Below are 24,412 nucleotides of genomic sequence, written 5' to 3'. Positions count from 1 at the left end.
ACACATGAGCAACGACAAGATCGCAAGCGTGCGGCTCGGCACGGACGGCCCGGAGGTCGGCGTCCAGGGCCTGGGCTGCATGGGCATGAGCTTCGCCTACGGACCGACCACCGACGAGGACGAGGCCCGCGCCACGCTGGAGCGGGCGCTGGAACTGGGCGTCACGCTCTTCGACACCGCCGACATGTACGGCTTCGGCGAGAACGAGAAGTTCATCGCGCCGTTCGTCCGGGCGCACCGCGAACAGGTCGTCCTGGCCACCAAGTTCGCCATCGTCGCGAACCCGGAGAACCCGGCGGAGCGCACCATCCGCAACGACGCCGCCTACATCCGCCAGTCCGTCGAAGGCAGCCTGCGCCGCCTCGGCGTCGACGAGATCGACCTGTACTACATGCACCGCCGCAACCCCGACGTCCCGCTGGAGGAGTCGGTCGGCACGATGGCCGAGCTCGTGCGCGAGGGCAAGGTCAAGCACCTGGGCCTGAGCGAGGTGACGGGCAGTGAACTGCGCGAGGCGCACGCCATCCACCCGATCGCTGCCGTGCAGTCCGAGTGGTCGCTCTTCAGCCGCGACATCGAGGCGAACGTCGTACCGGCCGCTCGCGAGCTCGGCGTCGCACTGGTGCCGTACTCCCCGCTGGGCCGCGGCTTCCTGACGGGAGCGTTCGTCGACGCGAACAAGGACCTCACGCAGGACGACTGGCGGCGCACGCAGCCGCGCTTCACCGGCGACAACGCGGCCGCGAACGCGGCGCTGCTGGAGCCGGTCCGGCGCGTCGCCGAGGCCCACGGCGCCACGCCGGCGCAGGTGGCACTGGCGTGGGTGCAGCAGCGGGCCCGGGTCGAGGGCCTGGCGGTCGTGCCGATCCCGGGCACGCGCAAGCGCTCCCGCCTGGAGGAGAACGTGGGCGCGACGCGGCTGGTGCTCACCGATGCGGAGCTGGCGGAGCTGGAGCCGATCGCGTCGAAGGTCGCGGGTGACCGCTACCCGGACATGTCCTTCACGTCGGCAGGCCGCGACTAGCGCCTGTCCGGCGCCCCGTCAGGCTCGGGGGCAGCGCGTTCGACTGCGGGCGCGTCGTGGCTTGTCGCGCAGTTCCCCGCGCCCCTACGGGGCGCCTACTCCTCGCCCGGGGCTACCAGCCCCGACTCGTAGGCGAAGACCACCGCCTGCGCCCGGTCGCGCAGCCCCAGCTTCCCCAGCACCCGGCCGACGTGCGTCTTGACCGTCTGTTCCGCCAGCACCAGCCGCGCCGCGATCTCCTGGTTCGACAGTCCGCGGGCGATCAGCTCCAGCACCTCCGTCTCCCGCGGCGTCAGTCCGTTCAGGCGGACGGAGCGGGAGCGGCGGCGGGGGGCCGGGCCCTTGGCGAAGTCGGCGATGAGGCGGCGGGTGACGGAGGGGGCGAGGAGGGCCTCGCCCGCCGCCACCACGCGCACGGCGGAGATGAGGTCCGCCGGTGGCGCGTCCTTGAGGAGGAAGCCGGAGGCGCCGGCGCGCAGCGCCTCGTAGACGTAGTCGTCGACGTCGAAGGTGGTGAGCATCAGCACCTTGGGCCGGTGCTCGACGCCGCGGGGCGGGTCGAGGAGCTGCCGGGCGGCCTCCAGGCCGTCCATTTCCGGCATGCGCACGTCCATGAGCACGACGTCGGGGTGCACCCGGCGGCTGAGCTCCACGCCCTGCCGGCCGTCCGGCGCGTCGCCGACGACGTCGATGTCGCTCTGGGCGGCGAGGAGCGCGGCGAAGCCCGCCCGGACCATGGCCTGGTCGTCGACGATGATCACTCGGATGGTCAACGGGCTTCCTTCGTCGTGGGGGCCTGGGGGGTCAGCGGCAGCCGGGCCGCGACCCGGAAGCCGCCCTCGGGCAGGGGGCCGGCGTCGAGGGTGCCGCCGACCAGGCGTACGCGTTCGCGCATGCCCACCAGGCCGTGGCCGGTGCCGCCGCTCTCCAGGGGGGCCGCGTGCGGGTCGGCGGGGGCGGCGTTGACGACCAGGAGCATCAGGTCGGTGCCGTCGGCCACCGACACGGACACGCTGGTGGCCGCGCCGGGGGCGTGCCGCACGGCGTTGGCGAGGGCCTCCTGCACGATGCGGTACGCGGAGAGGTCGACGGCCTGCGGCAGGCCGTCCGGCAGCGGGTCCGGCACGGTCAGCTCGACGGGGAGCCCGGAGCGTACGGTCGCCTCGACGAGCTGGGGGATGCGCGCGATGCCGGGCTGGGGTGCCCGCTCGGCACCGGTCGCGCCCTCGCCGGAGGCGTCGGCGCTGCGCAGGACGCCGAGCAGGCGCCGCATCTCGGTCAGGGACTCGCGGGCGGTGGTGGCGATGGAGCCGAACTCCTCGCGTGCCTCGTCCGTCAGCCCGCTCAGCCGGTAGGGCGCGCTGTCGGCCTGCACGGTGATCACGGACATGTGGTGGGCGACGACGTCGTGGAGCTCGCGGGCGATGCGGGCGCGCTCCTCCAGCAGGGTGCGGTGGGCGCGTTCGGCCTCGCTGATGGTCTCCTGTTCGGCGAGCGCCCGCCGGGCGTCGCCGCGTTCGCGCAGGGCGCCGCCGATCAGGAGCAGCACGGCGCTGAGGACGACCAGCGGGACCCAGGTGCCGCCGGCCCGTGCCGGGGCGATGGCGTCGAATCCCAGGCTCGCCAGGAGGATCACCAGCCAGACGCCGGTCAGTGTGGCGCGGCGTTCGCGTGCGGCGACGGCGACGGTGAGCAGCAGCAGGCCGATGACGGCCGTCGGCGGCCACGGCCAGGGCATGCCGTGCGGCGGCTGGGCGATGCGCACGGCCGCGGCGGTCGCCGCGTGGGCGCCGAAGGAGACGGCCCAGGCGGCCAGCGGACGGCGGACGGCCATCAGCAGCGGGGCGGTCTGCGCGATCGCGAGCAGGGTGGCGAGGCCGGCCTGCAGGGTGTACTCGCGGGTCAGCAGGTAGGCGCTGACGGGCAGCAGGATGACGAGGAAGAGCCAGGCGACGAGGTAGGGCAGGAGCCGGACGAAGGGACGCCGGGACTGGCCGAGCATCGGCACGGGCGGTCCGGCGGGCGTGCAGGCGTCGCGCAGCAGGGCCAGCGACCGGGTGAGGAGCGGTGACAGCGGGGACATGGCGTGATCAGCCTAGGCGTACGGGCGCGCGTCCCGCGTCACCCCCCGGTGCCGTCCCTGCGGCCGAAACTCATACCCCGGTAGCACGCGCTCGCGGTCACAGCTCCGCCAGCAGCTCGGCCTTCTTCGTGCTGAACTCGTCGTCGGTCAGCAGCCCGGCCTCGTGCAGCTCGCCGAGGTGGCGGATGCGGTCGGCGATGCCGCCGGGGTCGGGGCGGGCGGCGGGCACGGGGCAGGGCGCCGGCCGGTCGGGCCTGGCCCGGACGGCCTGCAGGACCGCGGCGGCGAACGGCAGGGACTCGTGGACCAGGCCGTAGCCCCTGCCGAAGACGACCGCGGCCGGATCCTGGTCCGGGGCGGGCCGGGCGCCGTCGACGCCCCGGCGCAGCAGCCGCAGGTGGCCGCCGTCGGCGTCGGGGGAGCGCCACTGCACCCCGGTGAGTTCCTCCAGGCCGAAGCGCTGGTCCCCCGCCTTCCACTTGGCGGAGGAGGCGCCGGTCCAGAACCAGCGGAAGGAGACGGCCGATCCGTCGAAGGAGGCCTTGCCGTCGTAGGCCTTGAAGGACAGCGGCGGCTCGGGTGCCGCCACCAGGTGCCGCTCGGCCGGCTCGGCGGCGTGCGGGCCGAGCTCGGCCCGTATGCGCTCGGCGAAGTACTCGGCGAGCAGGGCCCGTTCGGCGGGCAGCACCAGCCGGTAGGGGTCGTTGCCCTCCTTGAGCCGGCCGTCGGCCGCGTCCACCAGCGGGTCGGCGCCGGCTCTGACCACGGCGCGCAGCACCACCGTGCCGTGTCTCCCCGGGGCCTGCTCGACGGCCGCGAGCGCCTCGTAGGGGACGCGCCGCTCGCCGAGCACCTGCAGCAGCTTCGGTGTGCGGATCCCCCGTTCGAAGCGGATGAGCACGGAGTCGGTGTCGAACTCCCAGACGGTGTGGAAACCCGTCAGCACATCACCCATGCCGCTCATCGTAAGCGGCACCCGCGCGGGCGTCCCCCCTCGTGGCGCTACGCGCGTCAAGCCCGTCAGGCCGCGGCGGCGCCGGCGGTACGGTCCAGGCCGTCCGTGCAGTCACCGGTGTCCCCGGCGCACCGCACGGCGTCGACGGCACCGACGCCGATGTCGGCGAAGTTGGCCAGGCTGGTGGTGCCGGGGCGGAAGTAGCCGGCGTGACCCTCGGCGTCGGCCGCCGACAGCACGCGGGCGCCGAAGCCCGCGGAGACCGGGTCGGCGCCGTGACCGAGGCCGCCGACCTCCATGTGCGGCACGCCGCGGATCCAGTCGTCGGCGTCCCGCATCGCCCATATCCGGGCCGTGGTGCGCAGGTCGGAGACGCGGTCGGCGCGCATGCCGGGGCTGCCGGCGACGGCGACGTCGGTCACGCGCGGGGAGAGGTCACGGGCCGCGACGCCGCACACCACCGAGCCGTAGCTGTGGCAGAACAGCGAGACGCGGGAGTCGCCGGGCAGGGCACGCACCAGCTTGCGCAGGCGCAGTGCGCCCTCGGCGGCGAGCTTGCCGGTGGCGGCGTCCATGCCGACGCCGGCGGGGGAGGTGTAGTCGGCCCAGGCGATGACGGCGGTCCCGGCGGCGGGGGCCGCCTTCCGCTCGGCGTCGTAGAGCGAGCGGGCCATGCCCACCGGCGCGCTGTACGCGCGCTGGGTCTTCTCGAAGGTCAGCACGTTGGTGTCGACGCCGGGGACGACCACCGAGACGTGCCGGGCGCGGTCGAGGTCGCCGATGACCTCGGCCACCCGGCCGTCGCCGGCCGGGTCGAAGGCGAGCACCTGCCGGCCGTCGGCCAGCAGGGATTCGAAGCGGTGCATGCGCCGGCCGGCCTCGTAGCGGCCGCCGGGGGTCAGGGCGCTGTCGTGGGTGCGGTGCTCCTCCGCCGCGCTGGCCTGGGCGAGCGCGATGCGGTTGGCGCGGTAGCGCAGGGTGAGCGGCACCCCGCCGAGGTTGCCGACGACCAGGGGGTAGCGGTCGGCCAGCCGCTCGCGCTGGCCTTGCGTGAGGGCGGCGAAGAAGCGGGCGACGACGCCGGGTTCGGCGTCGGCCGGCGGCAGCGACCGCCCGCCTATGGAGCCGTGGTGCCACGCGGCGAGGGCCGCGGTGCGCGCATCGGGGGTTCCCTTGTGCCCCTTGACGGCCGTCCAGCCCGTTGTGGCGAGCATCACGAACACCACGGCCAGCGCGAGCAGTGCGCGCCAGGCCGTGGAGGCGTTGGCCCAGGGGATGGCGGAGGGGGAGCCGAGCTCCGGGAAGGAAGTCACCGCCGACCACAGTAGGAGAAAAAAGAGGCCGCCCGGGAATCCGGTGAGCTATATCACGTTTGAATCAACGGCATTTGGGCGTGGAAGAGCGTGTTCCGTGCAGGGTCCGTTCAAGAACGCCAGTTTTCGGCCAGCGCCGGACCGATGTGGTCCAAGTAGTCGGCGGTGACCCGGCGGAACGCCTCCTTGTCGCTCCCCAGAAGATCGCCCCAGCGCTTGACCACCTCCCGCATCACCCCGCCGAACGCCGCGACGATGATCCGCGGGCGCGGGTCGTCGGCCGGCATCCCCTCGCGGCGGGCGATCTCCGCGGTGAGCCGGTCCTCCAGCTCGGCCGACATCCGCAACTGGGCGGCCAGCAGCTGGGGCGTCTCCTGGACCGTGCGGAAGGTGCTGACGTGCAGCTCCAGCGGGACGACCGAGTGAATGGCCTGGTCGATGGTGTCCCAGGAGGCCAGCACGGCCGTGCGCAGGGCCGTCAGCGGCGACTCCGCGGCCGGCCGCGCGCACACCGCCTCGAAGAAGTGCTCCTCCACCATCCGCTGGACGGACAGCGCGACCTCCTCCTTGCCCGCGAAGTAGCGGAAGAAGGTGCGCTGCGAGACGTCGGCCGCGGCGGCGATCTCGTCCACCGTCGTGCGCTCGTAGCCGTGCCGGGCGATCAGCTCCAGCGCGGAGCGGATCAGGGCGTCCCTGGTCCGGCGCTTCTTGCGCTCGCGCAGACCGGGGGGCATCTCCGCCGGGACCTCGATCGCCTGCATGGCTGCCTCTCTCGTGAAACTGGCAGATTATGACGCTTGGAACCGTTGGTCACTTGTCAGTGACTGCCATAATCTCGGAAGCATGACTCAGACCACCGTCGCCGACGCGACGTCGGACCTGAAGCCCCCGAACGGATTACGGGGACACCCCTGGCTGACCCTCGTCTCGGTCGCGATCGGCGTGATGATGGTGGCGCTCGACGGAACGATCGTCGCCATAGCCAATCCCGCCATACAAAAAGACCTCGGCGCCTCGCTCGCCGACGTGCAGTGGATCACCAACGCCTATCTCCTCGCCCTCGCCGTCGCACTGATCACGGCGGGCCGGCTCGGCGACCGCTTCGGCCACCGGCTGGTCTTCCTCATCGGTACCACCGGTTTCGCCGTCTCCTCCGGACTCATCGCCCTCTCCGGCAGCGTGTCGCTCGTCGTCGCCCTGCGCGTCGTCCAGGGCCTCGCCGGAGCCCTGCTGATGCCCGCCGCGCTCGGCCTGCTGCGCGCGGTCTTCCCCGCCGAGCGGCTCAACATGGCCATCGGCGTATGGGGCATGGTCATCGGCGCCTCCACCGCCGGCGGCCCCATCGTCGGCGGACTGCTCGTCGAACACGTCAACTGGCAGTCCGTCTTCTTCATCAACGTCCCCGTCGGCGCCCTCGCCCTCGTGCTCGGCCTGGTCATCCTCAAGGACCACCGGGTGAAAGGCGCCCCCCGCACCTTCGACGCCCCGGGCGTCGCCCTGCTCTCCGCAGCGATGTTCTGCCTGGTCTGGGCGCTGATCAAGGCGACCGACTGGTCCTGGGGCGACGCGCGGACGGTGACCTTCCTGGGCGTCGCCGCCCTGCTCTTCGCCCTCTTCGTCGCCTGGGAGGTACGGGGCACCCGCGAGCCCCTGCTGCCCATGGGCCTCTTCCGCTCCCTCCCGCTGTCCGCCGGCACCGTCCTGATGGTCCTGATGGCCTTCGCCTTCATCGGCGGCCTGTTCTTCGTGACCTTCTACCTGCAGAACGTCCACCGGCTCAGCCCCGTCGACGCCGGACTGCACCTGCTGCCGCTGACCGGAATGATGATCGTCGGCTCACCCGCCGCGGCCGCCCTGATCACCCGGATCGGACCGCGCATCCCCCTGGTCGCCGGCATGGTCAGCACCGCCGTCGCCTGCGTCGGGCTGAGCACCCTGGACGCCGGTACGGACACCCCCACCATGTCGCTGTGGTTCGCCCTCATGGGCGTCGGCCTCGCACCCGTCATGGTCGGCGCCACCGAAGTCATCGTCGGCAACGCGCCGCTGCGGCACGCGGGGGTCGCCAGCGGCCTGCAACAGGCGGCGATGCAGGTCGGCGGATCCCTCGGCACCGCCGTCCTCGGCGCCGTCATGGCCCAGCGCGTCGACGACCTGCTGCCGCGCGCCTGGGAGAGGGCCGGGCTGCGCCCGGGCACGCCGGAACAGATGGACCAGGCGAGCCACGCCGTCCAGGTCGGTGTCGCGCCCGTCCCGCCCGGCCTCCCGCCGCAGGCGGCGGAGCGCATCACCACGGTCGCGCATGACACTTTCGTGTCAGGGATGCAGCTCGGATTCCGGGTGGCCGCGGGCGTCGCGGTGCTCGCGGCGCTGGTCGCGCTGTTCACCAGGCGCGGCGAGCACGCCGCACAGGCGGCCGGCCCCGGCCATCTCTAGTGACTTCCCCTATCAGGGCGTGACCGGTTGAACACCCTTGGCAACAGCAGGCGCGGGCACAAGACTCCTCACATCGACCGAGTGGGGGAGTGATGCGTCATGCGTATGTTTCGTGCTGCCGCTGTAGCCGTGGGCCTGGCCGGGACGGTGGTCCTGGCGCTCGCACCGGCCGCGAGCGCCGGGGCCGCCCAGCGGACCGGCGCCTGCGCGGCAGGCCAGCTGTGCCTGTGGCCGAAGGCCCACTTCAAGGGGCAGGCGCAGGTGGCCGAGCTGGAGGGCACGACGACGGAGAGCTGTGTGCCGCTGCCCGAGGGCATGTCGGCGCTGTCCCTGGCCAACCGGACGGGGCACCCGGTGACGACGTACCAGAGCGCCACGTGCGGCGAGACGGGTGAGTTCCAGACGTACCCGTCGGGCACGTGGGCCCCGGAGTCGCCGTACGTGGTCCGGGCGTACAAGGTCTGGGAGCGCTGACGAACACGAAAGGGCCCCTGGACGGTGAAACCGTCCAGGGGCCCTTTCGCGCGACTACTTACGCGTCACCACCGGCCGCGCCGGGGTCGGCCGCGGCCACGTCGAGCAGCTCGTAGCGGTCGATCGCCTGCTTGAGCGCAGAGCGGTCGATCTTGCCCTCCTTGGCCAGCTCCGTGAGCACCGCCAGCACGATCGACTGCGCGTCGATGTGGAAGAAGCGACGGGCGGCACCGCGGGTGTCGGCGAAGCCGAAGCCGTCCGCACCCAGCGAGGAGTACGTGCCGGGCACCCAGCGGGCGATCTGGTCCGGGACGGCGCGCATCCAGTCGGACACGGCGACCTTCGGGCCCTCGACGCCGGTGAGCTTCTTCGTCACGTACGGGACGCGCTGCTCCTCCTCGGGGTGGAGCAGGTTGTGCTCCTCCACCTCGATGGCGTCGCGGCGCAGCTCGTTCCAGGAGGTCGCCGACCAGACGTCCGCCTTGACGTTCCACTCCTCGGCGAGGATGCGCTGGGCCTCGATCGCCCACGGCACGGCCACGCCGGAGGCGAGGATCTGCGCCGGGATGGCACCGGCCTCGCCGGCCTTGTAGCGGTAGAGGCCCTTGAGGATGCCCTCGGCGTCCACGTTCTCCGGCTCGGCCGGGTGCTGGATCGGCTCGTTGTAGACGGTGAGGTAGTAGAAGATGTCTTCCGCGTTCTCGCCGTACATGCGGCGCAGACCGTCCTGGACGATGTGCGCGATCTCGTAGCCGAACGCCGGGTCGTACGCGACGACGGCCGGGTTGGTCGAGGCCAGCAGGTGCGAGTGGCCGTCGGCGTGCTGCAGGCCCTCACCGGTCAGGGTGGTGCGACCGGCGGTGGCGCCGAGGACGAAGCCGCGGGCCAGCTGGTCGGCCATCTGCCAGAACTGGTCGCCGGTGCGCTGGAACCCGAACATCGAGTAGAAGACGTAGATCGGGATCAGCGGCTCGCCGTGCGTGGCGTAGGCGGAGCCGGCGGCGATCAGCGAGGCGGTGCAGCCGGCCTCGGAGATGCCGTCGTGCAGCATCTGGCCGGTCGGGGACTCCTTGTAGGCGAGCAGCAGCTCGCGGTCCACGGCCTCGTACTGCTGGCCCAGCGGGTTGTAGATCTTCGCCGACGGGAACAGCGAGTCCATGCCGAAGGTGCGGTACTCGTCGGGGGCGATCGGCACGAAGCGCTTGCCGATCTCCTTGTCCCGCATGAGGTCCTTCAGCAGGCGGACGAACGCCATGGTGGTGGCGATCGACTGCTGGCCGGAGCCCTTCTTGATCGCGGCGTAGGCCTTGTCGCCGGGCAGGTTCAGCGGCTTGGAGCGGTCCACACGGGTGGGCACGTAGCCGCCGAGCGCCTTGCGGCGGTCGTGCATGTACTGGATCTCCTCCGAGTCGCGACCCGGGTGGTAGTACGGCGGCAGGCCGGACTCCAGCTCCTTGTCCGAGATCGGGATGTGGAGGCGGTCGCGGAAGCGCTTGAGGTCCTCGACCGTGAGCTTCTTCATCTGGTGGGTCGCGTTGCGGCCCTCGAAGTTCGGGCCGAGCGTCCAGCCCTTGACCGTCTGGGCCAGGATCACGGTCGGCTGGCCCTTGTGGGCCTTGGCCGCCGCGTAGGCCGCGTAGATCTTCTTGTGGTCGTGACCGCCGCGACCCAGGTGCAGGATCTGGTCGTCGGTCATGCCCTCGACCATCTTGCGCAGACGGTGGTCGTCGCCGAAGAAGTGCTCGCGGATGTACGCACCGGTCTCGGTGGCGTACGTCTGGAACTGGCCGTCGGGGGTGCTGTTGAGCTTGTTGACCAGGATGCCGTCGCGGTCCTGGGCCAGCAGCGGGTCCCAGGAGCGGTCCCACACCAGCTTGATCACGTTCCAGCCGGCGCCGCGGAACTGCGACTCCAGCTCCTGCATGATCTTGCCGTTGCCGCGGACCGGGCCGTCGAGGCGCTGCAGGTTGCAGTTGACGACGAAGGTCAGGTTGTCCAGGCCCTCGCGCGCGGCCAGGGACAGCTGGCCGAGCGACTCCGGCTCGTCCATCTCGCCGTCGCCCAGGAACGCCCAAACGTGGGACTTGGAGGTGTCGGCGATGCCGCGCGCCTCCATGTAGCGGTTCATGCGGGCCTGGTAGATCGCGCCGAGCGGGCCGAGGCCCATCGAGACGGTCGGGAACTCCCAGAAGTCCGGCATCAGGCGCGGGTGCGGGTAGCTGGACAGGCCGTAGGGGGCCTTCGACTTCTCCTGGCGGAAGGCGTCCAGCTGCTGCTCGGAGAGTCGGTCCAGCAGGAAGGCGCGCGCGTAGACACCGGGGGAGGCGTGACCCTGGAAGAAGATCTGGTCGCCGCCGTCGCCGTCGTCCTTGCCGCGGAAGAAGTGGTTGAAGCCCACGTCGTACAGCGAGGCGGAGGAGGCGAAGGTGGCGATGTGGCCGCCGACGCCGATGCCGGGGCGCTGGGCGCGCGAGACCATGACGGCCGCGTTCCAGCGGGTCGCGTTCAGGATCTTGCGCTCGATCTCCTCGTTGCCGGGGAAGAACGGCTCGTCCTTGGTCGCGATGGTGTTGACGTAGTCCGTGCTGCGCATCTCGGGCACGGCCACGCGCTTCTCGCGGGCCCGCTCGATCAGGCGGAGCATGAGGTAGCGGGCACGTTCCCGGCCTCGCTCATCGACAGCCGCGTCGAGCGAGTCGAGCCATTCCTGGGTCTCTTCGGGATCGAAGTCCGGGACCTGGCTGGGAAGACCGCCAATGATGATCGGGTTGCGATCGGATCCGGAAGCCACGCTGTTCCTTCGTTGTTCGGGTCGTGCCGCGCACGCGGTCAACACTGTCTATATGTCGCGCCGGCTCCCATCGTGGACCGCGGCGGCGGAAACGTCATCTCTACTGGGTGGTAACCACCGCAGAGCGAGACGAATCGTTCTGATGTCGGGTGGCGCCCGGCGTTGGTCGCCTCGGGCGCCGAATCGCAACCATACGCCCCCAATGCAGGGTGCTCGCGTACGGCCGTTCGGCCGCGGGGGCCGTCATTGCGGGGAGTAACTTCGCAAACCCGGCATCATACTGTGACGTGAATCACTTGCGCTTGCGCTCCGATGGTTGGAGTTGCCATGAGACGTCCGCGTCCGTCAACGTTTCGGCGGTCCCCATGGCCGGGTACTTGCGCGATCGGTCCGGCACGTGTGGACTACGCCCAATGCCTTGCGTACGCGAGGAGCACAAGACAATTTCCCGAAACATGACAGGAGACAATCCGTGAGCGCGACCGCGGACCACGCGGAGGAGCGGAGCAACCCCGCCGGCAGGCTGGGGTTCGAGCCCGGACAGGTGGTCCAGGAGATCGGTTACGACGATGACGTCGATCATGATCTCCGTGAGGGTATCGAGTCCGTCATCGGTCAGGAACTCGTCGACGAGGACTACGACGACGTGGCCGACGTCGTCCTGCTGTGGTTCCGGGACGAGGACGGCGACCTCACGGACGCGCTGGTGGATGCCATCGGCTTCCTCGACGACGGCGGCAACATCTGGCTGCTGACCCCCAAGACGGGGCGCGACGGCTACATCGAGCCGAGCGACATCCAGGACGCCGCGCAGACTGCCGGGCTTTCCCAGACCAAGAGCATCTCCGTGGCCAAGGACTGGACGGGCACCCGGCTGGCCGCACCCAAGCGCTAGCCCCCGCAGACGCCCCGCCCGCCCCGGGCCGCAGGCCCGGGCGTCGGGCCCGAGCACCCCCGGTGACCCTCGTCACCGGGGGTGCCGGCGTTTCGGGCGGATGTCGTTCACCGGGGGTCCGGTGATTTCCCCGGGAGCGCAGTGACAGACTGGGCCCGCCGACAGGTCCCGTCACCAGAAAGGTGTTCCCCATGGCAATCGCCGTAGGCGACAAGGCTCCGGACTTCGAGCTGAAGAACCAGCACGGCGAGACCGTCCGGCTCTCCGACTTCCGGGGCGAGAAGAACGTCGTCCTGCTCTTCTACCCCTTCGCCTTCACCGGCGTGTGCACCGGCGAGCTGTGCGCCCTGCGCGACGAGCTGCCGAAGTTCGTCAACGACGACGTGCAGCTGCTCGCCGTCTCCAACGACTCCCCGTTCTCCCTGCGCGTCTTCGCCGAGCAGGAGGGCCTTCAGTACCCGCTGCTGTCGGACTTCTGGCCGCACGGCGAGGCCAGCCGCGCCTACGGCGTCTTCGACGAGGAGAAGGGCTGCGCCCTGCGCGGCACCTTCGTCATCGACAAGGACGGTGTCGTGCGCTGGACGATCGTCAACGGTCTGCCCGACGCACGTGACCTGAACGAGTACACCAAGGCGCTCGCCGCGCTCTGAGCGCGCCGTCGCCAGTGCACTCCCGGGACGCCTGGGGCAACCCCGCCCGGCGTCCCGGGCGTCCTTGGTGCAAGACCCTGTCGACGCCGGGAACCGGTCACTAGGATCCACACGTTGATCGGGTGCCATCGCACAACCGGGGGCGCGGGAAACGCCTGGCCCCTCGAACCAATGGAGGACTCGTGGGAGTCAGTCTCAGCAAGGGCGGCAACGTCTCGCTGACCAAGGCGGCCCCGAACCTGACCGCGGTCGTCGTCGGTCTCGGCTGGGACGCCCGTACGACCACCGGTACGGACTTCGACCTGGACGCCAGCGCACTGCTGACCAACGACCAGGGCAAGGTCGCCAACGACCAGAACTTCGTGTTCTTCAACAACCTCAAGAGCCCCGACGGCTCGGTCGAGCACACCGGCGACAACCTCACCGGTGAGGGCGAGGGCGACGACGAGCAGATCAAGGTGAACCTCGCCGCCGTGCCGGCCGACGTCGCCAAGATCGTCTTCCCGGTCTCGATCTACGAGGCCGAGGCCCGCCAGCAGAGCTTCGGCCAGGTGCGCAACGCCTACATCCGCGTCGTCAACCAGGCCGACAACACCGAGCTGGCCCGCTACGACCTCAGCGAGGACGCCTCCACCGAGACGGCCATGGTCTTCGGCGAGCTCTACCGCCACGGCGCCGAGTGGAAGTTCCGGGCCATCGGCCAGGGCTACGCCTCGGGCCTGCGCGGCATCGCCCAGGACTTCGGTGTGAACGTCTGACGTCCGCCACGCCACCGCTCCGGCGCCGTACGCCCCGTTCGGGGAGTGCGGCGCCGGACGTGCACCGAGAATCACCGTCATCTCGGGCAACACCGCAAACTCGGGGAGGAAGCTGCACATGGGTGTCACGCTCGCCAAGGGAGGCAACGTCTCCCTCTCCAAGGCCGCGCCGAACCTGACCAACATCACCATCGGCCTCGGCTGGGACGCGCGCTCCACCACGGGCGCCCCCTTCGACCTCGACGCCAGCGCCCTGCTGTGCGCCGCGGGCCGGGTGCTCGGCGACGAGTACTTCGTCTTCTACAACAACCTCAAGAGCCCGGACGGCTCGGTCGAGCACACCGGTGACAACCTCACCGGTGAGGGCGAGGGCGACGACGAGTCCATCCTGGTCGACCTCACCAAGGTGCCGGCCGCCTGCGACAAGATCGTCTTCCCGGTCTCCATCCACGAGGCGGACGTGCGCGGCCAGAGCTTCGGCCAGGTCTCCAACGCCTACATCCGGGTCGTCAACCAGGCCGACGGCAGCGAGCTGGCCCGCTACGACCTCAGCGAGGACGCCTCCACCGAGACGGCGATGATCTTCGGCGAGGTGTATCGCTACAACGGCGAATGGAAGTTCCGGGCCGTGGGTCAGGGGTACGCGTCGGGGCTGCGAGGCATCGCCCTAGACTTCGGGGTCAACGTTTCGTAAAGCCGCGTCCGCGCGGACCTCCCCGTACAGCAAAGGATTGGGTAGCCAGTGCTCCTGAAAACCTTCGGCTGGTCGCTGGCCGTCACGGCGGTCGGACTGGCCCTGGCCGGCTTTCTGTGGGGGTGGCAGGGGCTGGCGGTCGTCGCGATCCTCTCCGTCCTCGAGATCTCGCTCTCCTTCGACAACGCGGTCATCAACGCGGGCATCCTGCGCAAGATGAACGCCTTCTGGCAGCGGATCTTCCTGACCGTGGGCATCCTCATCGCCGTCTTCGGCATGCGGCTCGTCTTCCCGGTCGTGATCGTCGCCATCACCGCCAAGCTCAGCCCCGTCGAGGCGGTGCGGGTCGCGCTGCAGGACCACGACCGCTACGAGCAGCTGGTCACCGGCGCCCACCCCGCCATCGCCGCCTTCGGTGGCGTGTTCCTGCTGATGATCTTCCTTGACTTCATCTTCGAGGACCGCGACATCCGGTGGCTGGGCTGGCTGGAGAAGCCGCTGGCCAAGCTGGGCAAGCTGGAGACCCTCTCCACCGTCGTCGCCCTGGTCGCCCTGCTGATCGCGGCGACCACCGTCGCCACGGCCGTCCCGGTCCACGGCGGCGAGGGCACCGTCGACAAGGCCAGCACCGTCCTGCTCGCCGGCATCGGCGGCCTGGTGACGTACCTGGTGGTCGGCGGCATCTCCGACTTCTTCGAGAACCGCCTGGAGGAGCAGGAGGAGGCCGACGAGGAGGCCGCGGCCAAGGCCCCCGCCAAGAGCGGTGCCTCCGTCGTGGGCCTGGCCGGCAAGGCCGCCTTCTTCATGTTCCTCTACCTGGAGGTCATCGACGCCTCGTTCTCCTTCGACGGCGTCATCGGTGCCTTCGCCATCACCAACGACATCTTCGAGATGGCGCTCGGCCTGGGCATCGGCGCGATGTACATCCGCTCCCTCACCGTCTTCCTCGTCCGCAAGGGCACCCTGGACGACTACGTGTACCTGGAGCACGGCGCGCACTACGCCATCGGCGCGCTGGCCGTCATCCTGCTGATCAGCATCAAGTACGAGATCAACGACGTCATCACCGGTCTCGTCGGCGTGGTGCTCATCGGCCTGTCGTTCCTCTCCTCGGTGGTGCGCAACCGCAAGGAGGCGGCGGCCGGGGAGGGCTCCGGCCCGAAGGCCGAGGTTCCCTCCGGGGTGTGACCCCGGCACATTTGAGGGAACCCTCTCCACGGGGCGGTCATGAGGATCATCCTCCATGACCGCCCCGCGGCATGTGTGCTCACTGTGGGGGTTTTCGGCGATGGGGATCCGGGAGAAATTCTTCGGCAACTGGGGGAGTGCGGCCGCGCGCCAGTTCGACGTCGGCGGCACCAGCGGCGCGGTCGAGCTGACCAGGCGCAGGCCGGCGTTCTCGCTGACCAAGCAGGGGGCGGTGACCGGCAATCTGAGGGTCAACCTCTCCTGGCGCATGCGCACCTCGGACTTCGGTGAGCGCCCCGCCTTCGGCTCCTCCCTGCGCCATCCGCTGCGCAAGTTCACGCCCCAGGTCGTCCAGGCCCAGGGCCCGGCGATGGTCAACGTGGACCTCGACCTCGCCTGTATGTACGAGCTGGCGGACGGGTCCAAGGGCGTAGTGCAGCCCCTCGGCAACATACTGGGCAGCATCAACTCGCCGCCGTATGTTCAGCTCAGCGGTGACGACCGCTTCGGCTCCGGCTCGGGCGAGACCATCTACATCAACATGGACCACCGCGACGAGTTCAAGCGACTGCTGATCTTCGTCTACATCTATGACGGGACGCCGGCCTTCGACCGTACGCACGCGATGGTCACCCTCTACCCCGGCAACGGCCCGCGCCTGGAGGTCGCCCTCGACGAGCGCGCTCCCGAGGCCCGCTCCTGCGCGGTTCTGATGATCGAGAACATCAAGGGCGAGATGATCGTCCGCCGCGAGATGCGCTACGTCTACGGCTTCCAGTCCGAGCTGGACCGCCTCTACGGCTGGGGCCTGCAGTGGGGCCGGGGGTACAAGAGCAAGGTCTGAACGAAACCCCTGTACCTACCCCGTGCCCGCCCGGCGTACGCCCCTCCGTCCCGCTCAGTGCTGCGGCAGGAACTGCGGACCCTGCGGCGGCAGCCGGAAGGCCGGGTCGGGCACCGGGTGGTGCGGCGGGTAGCCGTACGAGGGCTGCGGCGGCGTCTGCTGCGACTGGTGCTGCTGCGGATACCCGTACGCCGGCCGGTGCGCGGGCACGGACGGCACCTGCGGGTACGGCTGCGGATAGCCGTACGCCGGCCGGGGCGCCGTCGCGGGCAGCGGCACGGACTGCGAGGGCGGCGGGACCACCGGCGGCGCCGTGGGCGGCGGCGGGTAGGCGTAGCCCCCGGCCGGCTCGCCCGCCGCACCGGTGACGGCCGGCTCGGTCGGGCCGACGGCCTCCGGAGCGGCCGGGGCGGGGGCGCCCGCCGCGTCCTCGGCGCCCTCCTCCGGCTCCTCCACCGTGATGCCGAACTCCGTCGCCAGCCCCACCAGCCCCGTGGCGTACCCCTGGCCCAGGGCCCGGAACTTCCAGCCCTCCCCGCGCCGGTACAGCTCCCCGCAGAGCATCGCCGTCTCGTCGCCCGTCTCCGGGCGCACGTCGAAGCGCGCGACGGGCGTGGCCTCCGCGGTGCCCGCACCGGGCTGCGCCGCGTCGTACAGCAGCACGCACAGGTCGTCGACCTGCCCGAAGGTGCCACCGTCCGCCGAGGCGGCCAGCACGACGCGGGAGACCGCCGCCTCCAGGCGCGCCACCTCGACCTCGACGGAGTCCGTCGCCCCCTCGACCAGCCGCTTCTTCGGCAGGTGCCGCACCAGGCCGCAGGGGTGGGTGGGCTGGTTGTAGAAGACGAAGTCCTCGTCGGAGCGCACGCGGCCGCCGTCCCCCAGCAGCAGCGCGGAGACGTCCACGTCCGGGACGCCCGGACCCGGGGTCCAGCGCAGGACGGCCCGCACGGCGGGGGCCTCGAGCGGGATGTTCGACCCCTTCAGCATGGCGTGCGTCATGTCCGCAATCCTGCCTTCCCGCCGGGTGCCTGGACAACGCAGGGGGTCACCGGCGGACACCCCTTTACCGAACGGCTTCGCGCAGGTCATGAGTTTTTCATGCGCTTGGGGAACTCTTGACCCACCCGCGGACGTACGATAATCGGCCACACTTCCTGGCCGGCCCGGCCGGAGGGACGGCGCCCGGCAGGCCGCGGCAATCGGGGAGAGCTATGAGGCATTTCGGATACCTTCCACCGGAGGTGCGCGGCGGGCTGTTCCACCGGGAGCCCGGCGAGTTCACCGCCGCTTCCCCCGCCCGTACGCTCGCCGTCGCCCTCGGCGCCACCCTCTACGCCCCCGCCACCCGGCCCACCCTCGCCCAGGACGTCCGAAAGCAGGCGCGCCGCGGCGTGGTGTCCATGGTGCTGTGCCTGGAGGACTCCATCAACGACGCCGACGTGGCGGACGCCGAGGAGAACCTCGTCCGGCAGTTCGCAACCCTCGCCGACGACCCCACCGACAGTCCCGACGACGGCCCCGACGACGGAAGTGCGCCGGACCTTCCCCTGCTGTTCATCCGCGTCCGCGAGCCCGGTCAGGTGGAGGACCTCGTCCGCCGCCTCGGCCCCGCCGTACGGCTGCTGTCCGGATTCGTCCTGCCGAAGTTCACCGAGGAGCGGGGCCTGCCCTTCCTGGAGGCCCTCACCGCCGCCGAGGCCGCCTGCGGACGGCGCCTGTACGCCATGCCCGTGCTCGAATCCCCCGAGATCCTCCACCTGGAGACCCGCGCCGACGCCCTCGCCGGCGTCTACCGCGCCGTCGACAAGTACCGCGAGCACGTCCTCGCCCTGCGCCTCGGCGTCACCGACTTCTGCGCCGCCTACGGGCTGCGCCGGGCACCCGACATGACCGCCTACGACGTCAAGCTCGTCGCCTCCGTCATCGCCGACGCCGTCAACGTCCTCGGCCGCGCCGACGGCAGCGGCTTCACCGTCACCGGCCCCGTGTGGGAGTACTTCCCGCAACCCGAGCGGATCTTCAAGCCCCAGCTGCGCCGCAGCCCCTTCGCCGGCCCCGCCGAGGCCCTGCGCACCGCCCTCATCGAACACGACCTCGACGGACTCCTCCGCGAGATCCAGCTCGACCGCGCCAACGGCCTGCAGGGCAAGACCTGCATCCACCCCTCGCACGTCGCCCCCGTCCACGCCCTCTCCGTCGTCAGCCACGAGGAGTACACCGATGCCCGGGACATCCTGCGGCCGGAAAGCGACGGCGGCGGAGTGCTGCGCTCCGTCTACACCAACAAGATGAACGAGATAAAGCCCCACCGCGCCTGGGCCGAGCGCACGATGCTGCGCGCCGAGGTGTTCGGCGTCGCCCGCGAGGACGTCAGCTTCGTCGAACTGCTGGCCGCGGGGCTCCGCAACGCATGAGAGTGGGGAAAACCGAAGTGAACGGCGTATGGTCCGGCCAATGGGTCACGGACCGGCTGGGCATCGAACTGCGGGGTGACACCGCTCGGCTGCGCGACCTGCTGGGCCTGGCCCTGCGCCGCAACCCCAAACGGGCCCACCTGCTCGTCTCCCACGTCCTCGGCAAACACGTACCGGTCCCACCGGCACGGGTGTACGGCGCAGGGCTCGACCTCGGACGGCGCGTACGGGCCGCACTCGGCGAGGCGGACGCGGCGCGCGCCGTGGTCCTCGGCTACGCCGAGACGGCCACCGGCCTCGGCCACTGCGTGGCCGACGGGCTCGGCCCCGCGCCCTACCTGCACTCCACGCGGCGCGCGGTACGCGGGGTCGAGGCGGTGGGAGGCTTCGAGGAGGAGCACAGCCACGCGACCTCCCACCTGCTCCTGCCGGAGGACGACGCATTCTTCGCCGGCGACGGACCACTGGTGCTCGTCGACGACGAGTTCTCGACGGGGCGCACGGTGCGCAACACGATTGCGGCACTGCATGCGCGCTTCCCGCGGGGGCGGTACGTGGTGGCGGCACTGGTGGACGTGCGCAGCGCGCACGATCGTGCGCGGCTGGAGGACTTCGCGCGCGAACTCGGCGCGCGGATCGACGTCGTGGCCCTGGCCACGGGGACGGTCCACCTGCCGCACGATGTGCTGGAGCGGGGCGCGGAGCTGGTGCGTTGCACGCCGTCGCCGTCTGCGGACGCGTTTGTGCCCACCCGTTCCGCCCTGCGGAACGCCTGCCCACAAACGCGTGTGGAGCTCGCCTGGCCCCCCAACCTCCCGGACGGCGCCCGCCACGGCTTCACGCCGGAGCACCATGAGCGCCTCGAAGAGGCGTTGCCGGCGATGGCAGCCGACCTCTGCCGTGTTGTGGGCAGTCGTTCCGCTGGGGCGATGGGGGCACCTCCCGGCGGTAGCCGGGGGAGGGTGGGCACAACGCGGCCCGCACCCGGCGACGGCGCTCAGCTCCCGCGGTGCGAACCGCACCGCATCCTCGTCCTCGGGACCGAGGAGCTGATGTACGCTCCCCTGCGCCTCGCGCACGCGTTGGAGCGGCAACTCGAAAGGGACGCCCCCGGCGTCACCGTGGCGTACTCCACCACCACCCGTTCCCCCGTGCACCCCGTCGACGATCCCGGCTACGCGATCCGTTCCCGCATCACCTTCCGCACGCGCGAGGGCGACCGGTACGCGTACAACGTCGCCGGTGCCGGCTTCGACACCGTTGTCGTCGTGGCCGACGACGTCACGGACACCGCCGATCTGCTCGCCCGGCTCGCCGCGCACACGCAGCACGTCGTGCTCGCCGTCGTCCCTTCCTACATCCCACCGAAGGCCCGCATTCCCATGCCCGAACCCCTCCGTGGTCCCGCCTTCTCCTCCTACGCCCCGGAGGATGTCGGCTGGCTGCTGCAGGATCTGTCGTCCGTGGAGCTGGAGGCGCCGACCGAGGAGCGGGAGGAGGCCATTCAGAGCGGGGGTGCGCACTATGCGGAGTCGCTGCCGGTGGAGTACCAGCCCAGCGCCCGCTACCAGGAGCTGTACCACGCCGCCCTGGAGGCGTCCGCGCAGCGCCTCGCGCTGGCCGTCGGCACGGTCACGGAGACCGTGCTGGCGGAGCGGTCGCCGCGGCCCGTGCTCGTCTCGCTGGCCCGTGCCGGTACGCCGGTGGGCGTGCTGATGCGGCGCTGGGCGCATCACGCGCACGGCCTGGACGTGCCGCATTACGCCGTCTCGATCGTGCGCGGCCGCGGCATCGACCCCAATGCCCTGCGCTGGCTGGCCGCCCACCACGACCCGGCCGACGTCGTCTTCGTCGACGGCTGGACGGGCAAGGGCGCCATCACCCGCGAACTGGCCGAGGCGCTGCGCGACTTCCCGGGCTTCGACCCGCGTCTGGCGGTGCTCGCCGACCCCGGCCACTGCGTGGAGACCTACGGTACGCGCGACGACTTCCTCATCCCTTCCGCCTGCCTCAACTCGACCGTCTCGGGCCTGATTTCGCGTACGGTGCTGCGCGCCGACCTGGTCGGTCCGCACGATTTCCACGGCGCGAAGTTCTACCGGGAGCTGGCGGGTGCGGACGTCTCGCGGTCGTTCCTGGACGCCGTCGCCGCCCGGTTCCCGGGGCTGGAGGAGGACGTCGCCCTCGCGGTGAAGGAGCTGTCGGCGGCGGACCGTACGCCCACGTGGGTGGGCTGGGAGGCGGTCGAGCGCATCAGCGAGGAGTTCGGCATCCACGACGTCAACCTCGTCAAGCCGGGCGTCGGCGAGACCACGCGGGTGCTGCTGCGCCGCGTGCCCTGGAAGATCCTCGCCGCGCGGGGCGCCGGCGCGGACCTCGACCACGTGCGCCTGCTGGCGGCCCAGCGCGGGGTGCCGGTGGAGGAGGTGGACGGGCTGCCGTACAGCTGCGTCGGCCTGATCCACCCGCGGTACACCCGTGGCGCCACCGGCGCCGACGGCCGGTCGGTGACCGCCCCGTGACCGTACTCGTCGCGAGCGACCTCGACCGCACCCTGATCTACTCCACTGCCGCCCTCGCCCTGGGCATGCCGGACGAGCGGGCCCCGCGCCTGCTGTGCGTGGAGACCTACGAGCAGCGGCCGCTGTCCTACATGACGGAGACCGCGGCCGCGCTCCTGGCCGAGCTGGGCGCCGCGGTCACGTTCGTCCCCACCACCACCCGTACCCCCGAGCAGTACGCCCGCATCAACCTTCCCGGCCCGGCACCGGAGTTCGCCATCTGCGCCAACGGCGGCGAACTGCTGGTGCGCGGGGTGCCGGACGCCGGCTGGCGGACGCAGGTGCGCCGGGCGCTGGACGCCGAGTGCGCCACGCTGGCCGAGGTCCACGAGCGCCTCGTGCGCACGGCCGAACCGGCCTGGCTGCTCAAGGAGCGCACGGCCGCCGGCCTCTTCGCGTACCTCGTCGTCGACCGCCCCCTGCTGCCGGACGCCTGGGTCAAGGAACTGGCCGCCTGGGCGCAGGAGCGGGGCTGGACGGTCTCGGTGCAGGGCCGCAAGCTCTACGCCGTCCCCAAGCCGCTCACCAAGAGCGCGGCGGTCGCCGAGGTGGCCCGGCGCACCGGCGCCGAACGCGTCCTCGCCGCCGGGGACTCGCTGCTGGACGCCGACCTGCTGCTGGCCGCCGACCGCGCCTGGCGGCCCGGCCACGGCGAGCTGGCCGACATCGGCTGGACGGCACCGCACGTCACCGCGCTGACCGCGCGGGGCGTGGCGGCGGGGGAGGAGATCGTGCGGGCGTTCGGCGAAGGCTGAGGGCCGGGGGCTACGCTCGGGACCGCATCAGTGTTGTTGTGCTCACCCGTTCGTCCAGTCGCCCAGTCGTCCGACGAGGAGATCGCATGACCGAGATCAAGAGCCCGCCGCTCACGCCCGAGCTGTACGACTACGTGCTCGCCCACAATCCCCCGTTGGACCCCGTGCAGAGCGCCCTCGTCGAGTCCACCCACGCGCTCTTCCCCGGTGACGCGATCAAGCAGGTGGCCCGGGAGCAGGCGCCCCTGCTGGCCTTCCTCGTCCGGCTCACCGGCGCCCGGCACGTCGTGGAGGTCGGCACCTTCACCGGCCTGTCCGCGCTGGCCATGGCGCAGGCGCTGCCGCCCGGCGGCAGCCTGCTGACGCTGGACGTCTCGCAGGAATGGACGGCCCACGCCCGCGAGGCGTGGGCCAAGGCCGGGGTGGCGGACCGCATCGAGCTGCGCATCGCGCCCGCCCTCGACTCCCTGCGCGCCCTGCCCGCCGAGCCGCACATCGACCTGGCCTTCCTCGACGCGAACAAGGACGGCTACGTCGACTACTGGGAGGAGATCGTGCCCCGGCTGCGCCCGGGCGGCCTGATCGTCGCCGACAACGTGCTCTTCGCCGGCCAGGCGGCCGACCCCACGGTGACGGACGGGCCGGGGGCGGCGATGCGCGTGTTCAACACGCACGTCGCCGCCGACCGGCGGATGGAGTCGGTGATGCTCACGGTCGCGGACGGTCTCACGCTCGCCCGCAAAGTCTGACCCGGGAGCCGGTCAGCCGCAGCAGCCGCCCACCGGTCAGCCGCAGCAGCCGCCCCCGCAGCAACCGCCGCCGCCCGCGCGGGGTGCGGCGGGGGCGGTGGACGAGGTGCCGGTGACGGCGACCGTCGACAGCAGCTTCACGGTGTCGGTGTGCCCTTCCGGGCAGGTGGCGGGCGCCGAGGACTCGGCCATCGGCCGGTTCAGCTCGAAGGTGTCGCCACAGGCCTTGCAGCGGTATTCGTAACGAGGCATGGCGGCAGGATAAATCAGCCTGCCTCAGCCCCGCCCGGCCCCGCGCTCCTCCCGTATCTCCTGCACGACGCGGGCGGCCGTCCGCCGTACCGCCTCGGTCTCGGTCAGGAAGTGCCACCAGTCCGGGTGCCGGCCCTGCAGCCCCTCGACCGCCCGCTCCAGCCGGGCCACCGCCTCGTCCAGCGGGCGCGCATGCCGGGGGTCGGGCGTGCTGCGCCCGGCCATCGCCAGGCGCTGGGCGTCGCGCAGGGCGAAGCGGGTGCGCTCGACCTCCCCGGTGTGGTCGAAGGACACCTCATCCAGCCGGCGCAGCCGCTCCCCGGCCGCCGAGACGCCCTCGTCGGTGGCGTTCAGCAGGGCCCGTACGGTCGCCAGCAGCGCCGTGGCGTCGGCCCAGCGCTGCTCGTCCCGGGCCGAGCGGGCCTGCGCCAGCTTCTGCTCGGCCTGCGAGACGGCCCGTTCGGCCTCGTCCGGCACCTGCTGCAGGTCCTGCCAGCAGGCGGCGCTGTAGCGCCGGCGCAGCTCGCTGAGCACGGGGGCCACGCCGGCCGCGCGCGTGGTCAGCGCCTGGGCGCGGGTGCGCAGGGAGACCAGCCGCTTGTCGATCTCCGCGGCCTTCTGCGGCAGCCGCTCGGCCTCCTCGCGGACCGCCTCCGCCTCCCGCTGCACCCGCTCGGCGCGCTGCAGCGTCTCGCGTACGCCGTGCCGGCCGGCGCCCTCGTTGAGCCTGGTCAGCTCGGGGGCCAGCGCGGCCAGCCGGGCCGCGAGGTCGTCGGCCCGCAGGCCCGCCTCCCGCGCGCCGTCCAGGGCGCCGGTCGCGGCCCGCAGCTGCTGCCGGGCCCGCTCGACGGCGGGCGCGAGCTGCGCCAGCTCGTTCTCGGCGCGGGTCAGCAGCGGGCCGAGGGACTGCGCGAAGCGGTCCAGGTCGGCCTTGGCACGCACCAGCTCGTCCTTGGCCCTGGTCAGCTCGGTGCGGGCGCGCGCGGCGGCCCCCGGCTCCAGGTCGTCGCGGTCGAGGTCGTGCGCGTCGACGGCCGTGATGTACGCGGCGGAGACCTCGTCTATGCGCCGGCCGAACGCCTCGAAGTCGGCGGCCGCCTTGCGGGCCGCGGGCGAGGAGTCGGCGGCCGTGATCGTCTCGATGGAGATCCGCAGGTCGCGCTGGGCGGTGTCCAGCTCGTAGAACGCCGCCGCGGCCGCGTCCTTCGCCTCCTGGGCCTGCGCCCGGTTGTTCTCCCCGCGCCCCCATCCCCAGCGGCGCGTGCCGCCGCCGGCGAAGGCGGCGGCGAGGGCGATCAGGGGCAGTGGCAGCAGGACCACCACGGCGGTCTCCCGGACGGCGGCGGCCAGCGCGGTACGTGCGACGGTCCCTCTCACTTGCCCTCTGCCTCTCCCGTTGGATCGCCCCAGGTCCGGGAGGGCCATTGTCGCAGCCCGGGTTGCGCCCGCGGGGTCAGCCCAGGTCGCGCACCTCGACGTCCCCGTTGCCGCCGCGCGCGGTGACGGCGTGCGGCGCGCAGTGGCACGGCGACCGTAGGAGATCCCGCCCCGCGCGGGGACCCGGCCGGCTCCC

At 71.8% G+C, this 24,412-nt stretch carries 22 protein-coding genes; 13 read left to right on the top strand and 9 right to left on the bottom strand.

Annotated elements, in window-relative coordinates; genetic code table 11:
- The first annotated feature begins 4 nt into the window (after positions 1–4).
- A complete protein-coding gene (locus AC27L3_RS10260; protein WP_487233685.1) occupies positions 5–1,024 on the top strand; it encodes an aldo/keto reductase in 1,020 nt (339 codons plus the stop codon).
- Positions 1,025–1,119: 95 nt separating this feature from the next.
- Here AC27L3_RS10260 and AC27L3_RS10255 read toward each other — a convergent pair whose 3' ends face one another.
- The 5 genes from AC27L3_RS10255 to AC27L3_RS10235 all read right to left on the bottom strand — a co-directional run bounded on the left by AC27L3_RS10255 (position 1,120) and on the right by AC27L3_RS10235 (position 6,136).
- Positions 1,120–1,797: a response regulator gene (locus tag AC27L3_RS10255; RefSeq protein ID WP_487233684.1), complete on the bottom strand. Its 678-nt coding sequence runs from the start codon at positions 1,795–1,797 to the stop codon at positions 1,120–1,122.
- Positions 1,794–3,107, bottom strand: a complete 1,314-nt coding sequence (locus AC27L3_RS10250; protein ID WP_487233683.1) for a sensor histidine kinase — start codon at positions 3,105–3,107, stop codon at positions 1,794–1,796. Before AC27L3_RS10250 ends, AC27L3_RS10255 begins: the two co-directional genes overlap by 4 nt.
- A 97-nt stretch (positions 3,108–3,204) precedes the next feature.
- Complete coding sequence (locus AC27L3_RS10245; RefSeq protein WP_487233682.1) at positions 3,205–4,062, bottom strand: DUF4429 domain-containing protein; 858 nt, start codon at positions 4,060–4,062, stop codon at positions 3,205–3,207.
- A 65-nt stretch (positions 4,063–4,127) separates the two neighbouring features.
- Positions 4,128–5,375 carry an alpha/beta hydrolase gene (locus AC27L3_RS10240; protein ID WP_487233681.1) on the bottom strand — a complete coding sequence of 416 codons (1,248 nt, stop codon included), beginning with the start codon at positions 5,373–5,375 and terminating at the stop codon, positions 4,128–4,130.
- Between the two features lie 110 nt (positions 5,376–5,485).
- On the bottom strand, positions 5,486–6,136 hold the full coding sequence (locus AC27L3_RS10235) for a TetR/AcrR family transcriptional regulator (RefSeq protein ID WP_487233680.1): 651 nt from the start codon (positions 6,134–6,136) through the stop codon (positions 5,486–5,488).
- A gap of 82 nt (positions 6,137–6,218) precedes the next feature.
- On the opposite strand from AC27L3_RS10235, the gene AC27L3_RS10230 reads away from it, so the two are divergent.
- Together AC27L3_RS10230 and AC27L3_RS10225 are read left to right on the top strand one after the other, a co-directional pair.
- Positions 6,219–7,811 (top strand): MFS transporter, encoded by a 1,593-nt coding sequence (locus tag AC27L3_RS10230; protein WP_487233679.1) that lies wholly within the window; start codon positions 6,219–6,221, stop codon positions 7,809–7,811.
- Between the two features lie 99 nt (positions 7,812–7,910).
- On the top strand, positions 7,911–8,285 hold the full coding sequence (locus tag AC27L3_RS10225) for a peptidase inhibitor family I36 protein (protein ID WP_487233678.1): 375 nt from the start codon (positions 7,911–7,913) through the stop codon (positions 8,283–8,285).
- Positions 8,286–8,343: 58 nt separating this feature from the next.
- Here the strand turns inward: AC27L3_RS10225 and aceE are convergent, their stop codons facing one another.
- Entirely contained in the window at positions 8,344–11,076 is a 2,733-nt protein-coding gene (aceE, locus tag AC27L3_RS10220; RefSeq protein ID WP_487233677.1) for a pyruvate dehydrogenase (acetyl-transferring), homodimeric type, read from the bottom strand.
- Positions 11,077–11,548: 472 nt separating this feature from the next.
- On the opposite strand from aceE, the gene AC27L3_RS10215 reads away from it, so the two are divergent.
- The 6 genes from AC27L3_RS10215 to AC27L3_RS10190 all read left to right on the top strand — a co-directional run bounded on the left by AC27L3_RS10215 (position 11,549) and on the right by AC27L3_RS10190 (position 16,105).
- Positions 11,549–11,971: a DUF3052 domain-containing protein gene (locus tag AC27L3_RS10215; RefSeq protein WP_487233676.1), complete on the top strand. Its 423-nt coding sequence runs from the start codon at positions 11,549–11,551 to the stop codon at positions 11,969–11,971.
- Between the two features lie 191 nt (positions 11,972–12,162).
- Complete coding sequence (locus tag AC27L3_RS10210) at positions 12,163–12,621, top strand: peroxiredoxin (protein WP_487233675.1); 459 nt, start codon at positions 12,163–12,165, stop codon at positions 12,619–12,621.
- Positions 12,622–12,803: 182 nt separating this feature from the next.
- Positions 12,804–13,379: a TerD family protein gene (locus tag AC27L3_RS10205; RefSeq protein WP_487233674.1), complete on the top strand. Its 576-nt coding sequence runs from the start codon at positions 12,804–12,806 to the stop codon at positions 13,377–13,379.
- Between the two features lie 118 nt (positions 13,380–13,497).
- The gene (locus AC27L3_RS10200) at positions 13,498–14,073 is read left to right on the top strand and encodes a TerD family protein (RefSeq protein ID WP_344434821.1); all 576 of its coding nucleotides are present in this window, start codon (positions 13,498–13,500) and stop codon (positions 14,071–14,073) included.
- Between the two features lie 48 nt (positions 14,074–14,121).
- Positions 14,122–15,261: a DUF475 domain-containing protein gene (locus tag AC27L3_RS10195; protein WP_487233673.1), complete on the top strand. Its 1,140-nt coding sequence runs from the start codon at positions 14,122–14,124 to the stop codon at positions 15,259–15,261.
- A 100-nt stretch (positions 15,262–15,361) separates the two neighbouring features.
- Positions 15,362–16,105: a TerD family protein gene (locus AC27L3_RS10190; protein WP_487233672.1), complete on the top strand. Its 744-nt coding sequence runs from the start codon at positions 15,362–15,364 to the stop codon at positions 16,103–16,105.
- A gap of 54 nt (positions 16,106–16,159) precedes the next feature.
- Here the strand turns inward: AC27L3_RS10190 and AC27L3_RS10185 are convergent, their stop codons facing one another.
- Entirely contained in the window at positions 16,160–17,107 is a 948-nt protein-coding gene (locus AC27L3_RS10185; RefSeq protein WP_487233671.1) for a TerD family protein, read from the bottom strand.
- Positions 17,108–17,319: 212 nt separating this feature from the next.
- On the opposite strand from AC27L3_RS10185, the gene AC27L3_RS10180 reads away from it, so the two are divergent.
- The 4 genes from AC27L3_RS10180 to AC27L3_RS10165 all read left to right on the top strand — a co-directional run bounded on the left by AC27L3_RS10180 (position 17,320) and on the right by AC27L3_RS10165 (position 22,587).
- On the top strand, positions 17,320–18,522 hold the full coding sequence (locus AC27L3_RS10180; RefSeq protein ID WP_487233670.1) for an HpcH/HpaI aldolase/citrate lyase family protein: 1,203 nt from the start codon (positions 17,320–17,322) through the stop codon (positions 18,520–18,522).
- Positions 18,519–21,044: a phosphoribosyltransferase gene (locus AC27L3_RS10175; protein ID WP_487233669.1), complete on the top strand. Its 2,526-nt coding sequence runs from the start codon at positions 18,519–18,521 to the stop codon at positions 21,042–21,044. Before AC27L3_RS10180 ends, AC27L3_RS10175 begins: the two co-directional genes overlap by 4 nt.
- Entirely contained in the window at positions 21,041–21,838 is a 798-nt protein-coding gene (locus AC27L3_RS10170; protein ID WP_487233668.1) for an HAD family hydrolase, read from the top strand. The genes AC27L3_RS10175 and AC27L3_RS10170 overlap by 4 nt, the downstream gene beginning before the upstream one ends.
- A gap of 86 nt (positions 21,839–21,924) precedes the next feature.
- Positions 21,925–22,587 carry an O-methyltransferase gene (locus AC27L3_RS10165; protein WP_487233667.1) on the top strand — a complete coding sequence of 221 codons (663 nt, stop codon included), beginning with the start codon at positions 21,925–21,927 and terminating at the stop codon, positions 22,585–22,587.
- Positions 22,588–22,623: 36 nt separating this feature from the next.
- Here AC27L3_RS10165 and AC27L3_RS10160 read toward each other — a convergent pair whose 3' ends face one another.
- Positions 22,624–22,839 (bottom strand): FmdB family zinc ribbon protein, encoded by a 216-nt coding sequence (locus AC27L3_RS10160; protein ID WP_487233666.1) that lies wholly within the window; start codon positions 22,837–22,839, stop codon positions 22,624–22,626.
- Between the two features lie 24 nt (positions 22,840–22,863).
- A complete protein-coding gene (locus AC27L3_RS10155; protein ID WP_487233665.1) occupies positions 22,864–24,264 on the bottom strand; it encodes a hypothetical protein in 1,401 nt (466 codons plus the stop codon).
- Positions 24,265–24,412 lie beyond the last annotated feature (148 nt).

It is taken from the genome of Streptomyces sp. PKA51 (genome assembly GCF_057552455.1).
The sequence above is the reverse complement of the archived record's forward strand: the minus strand, read 5'-3'. Positions and strand labels throughout refer to the sequence as shown.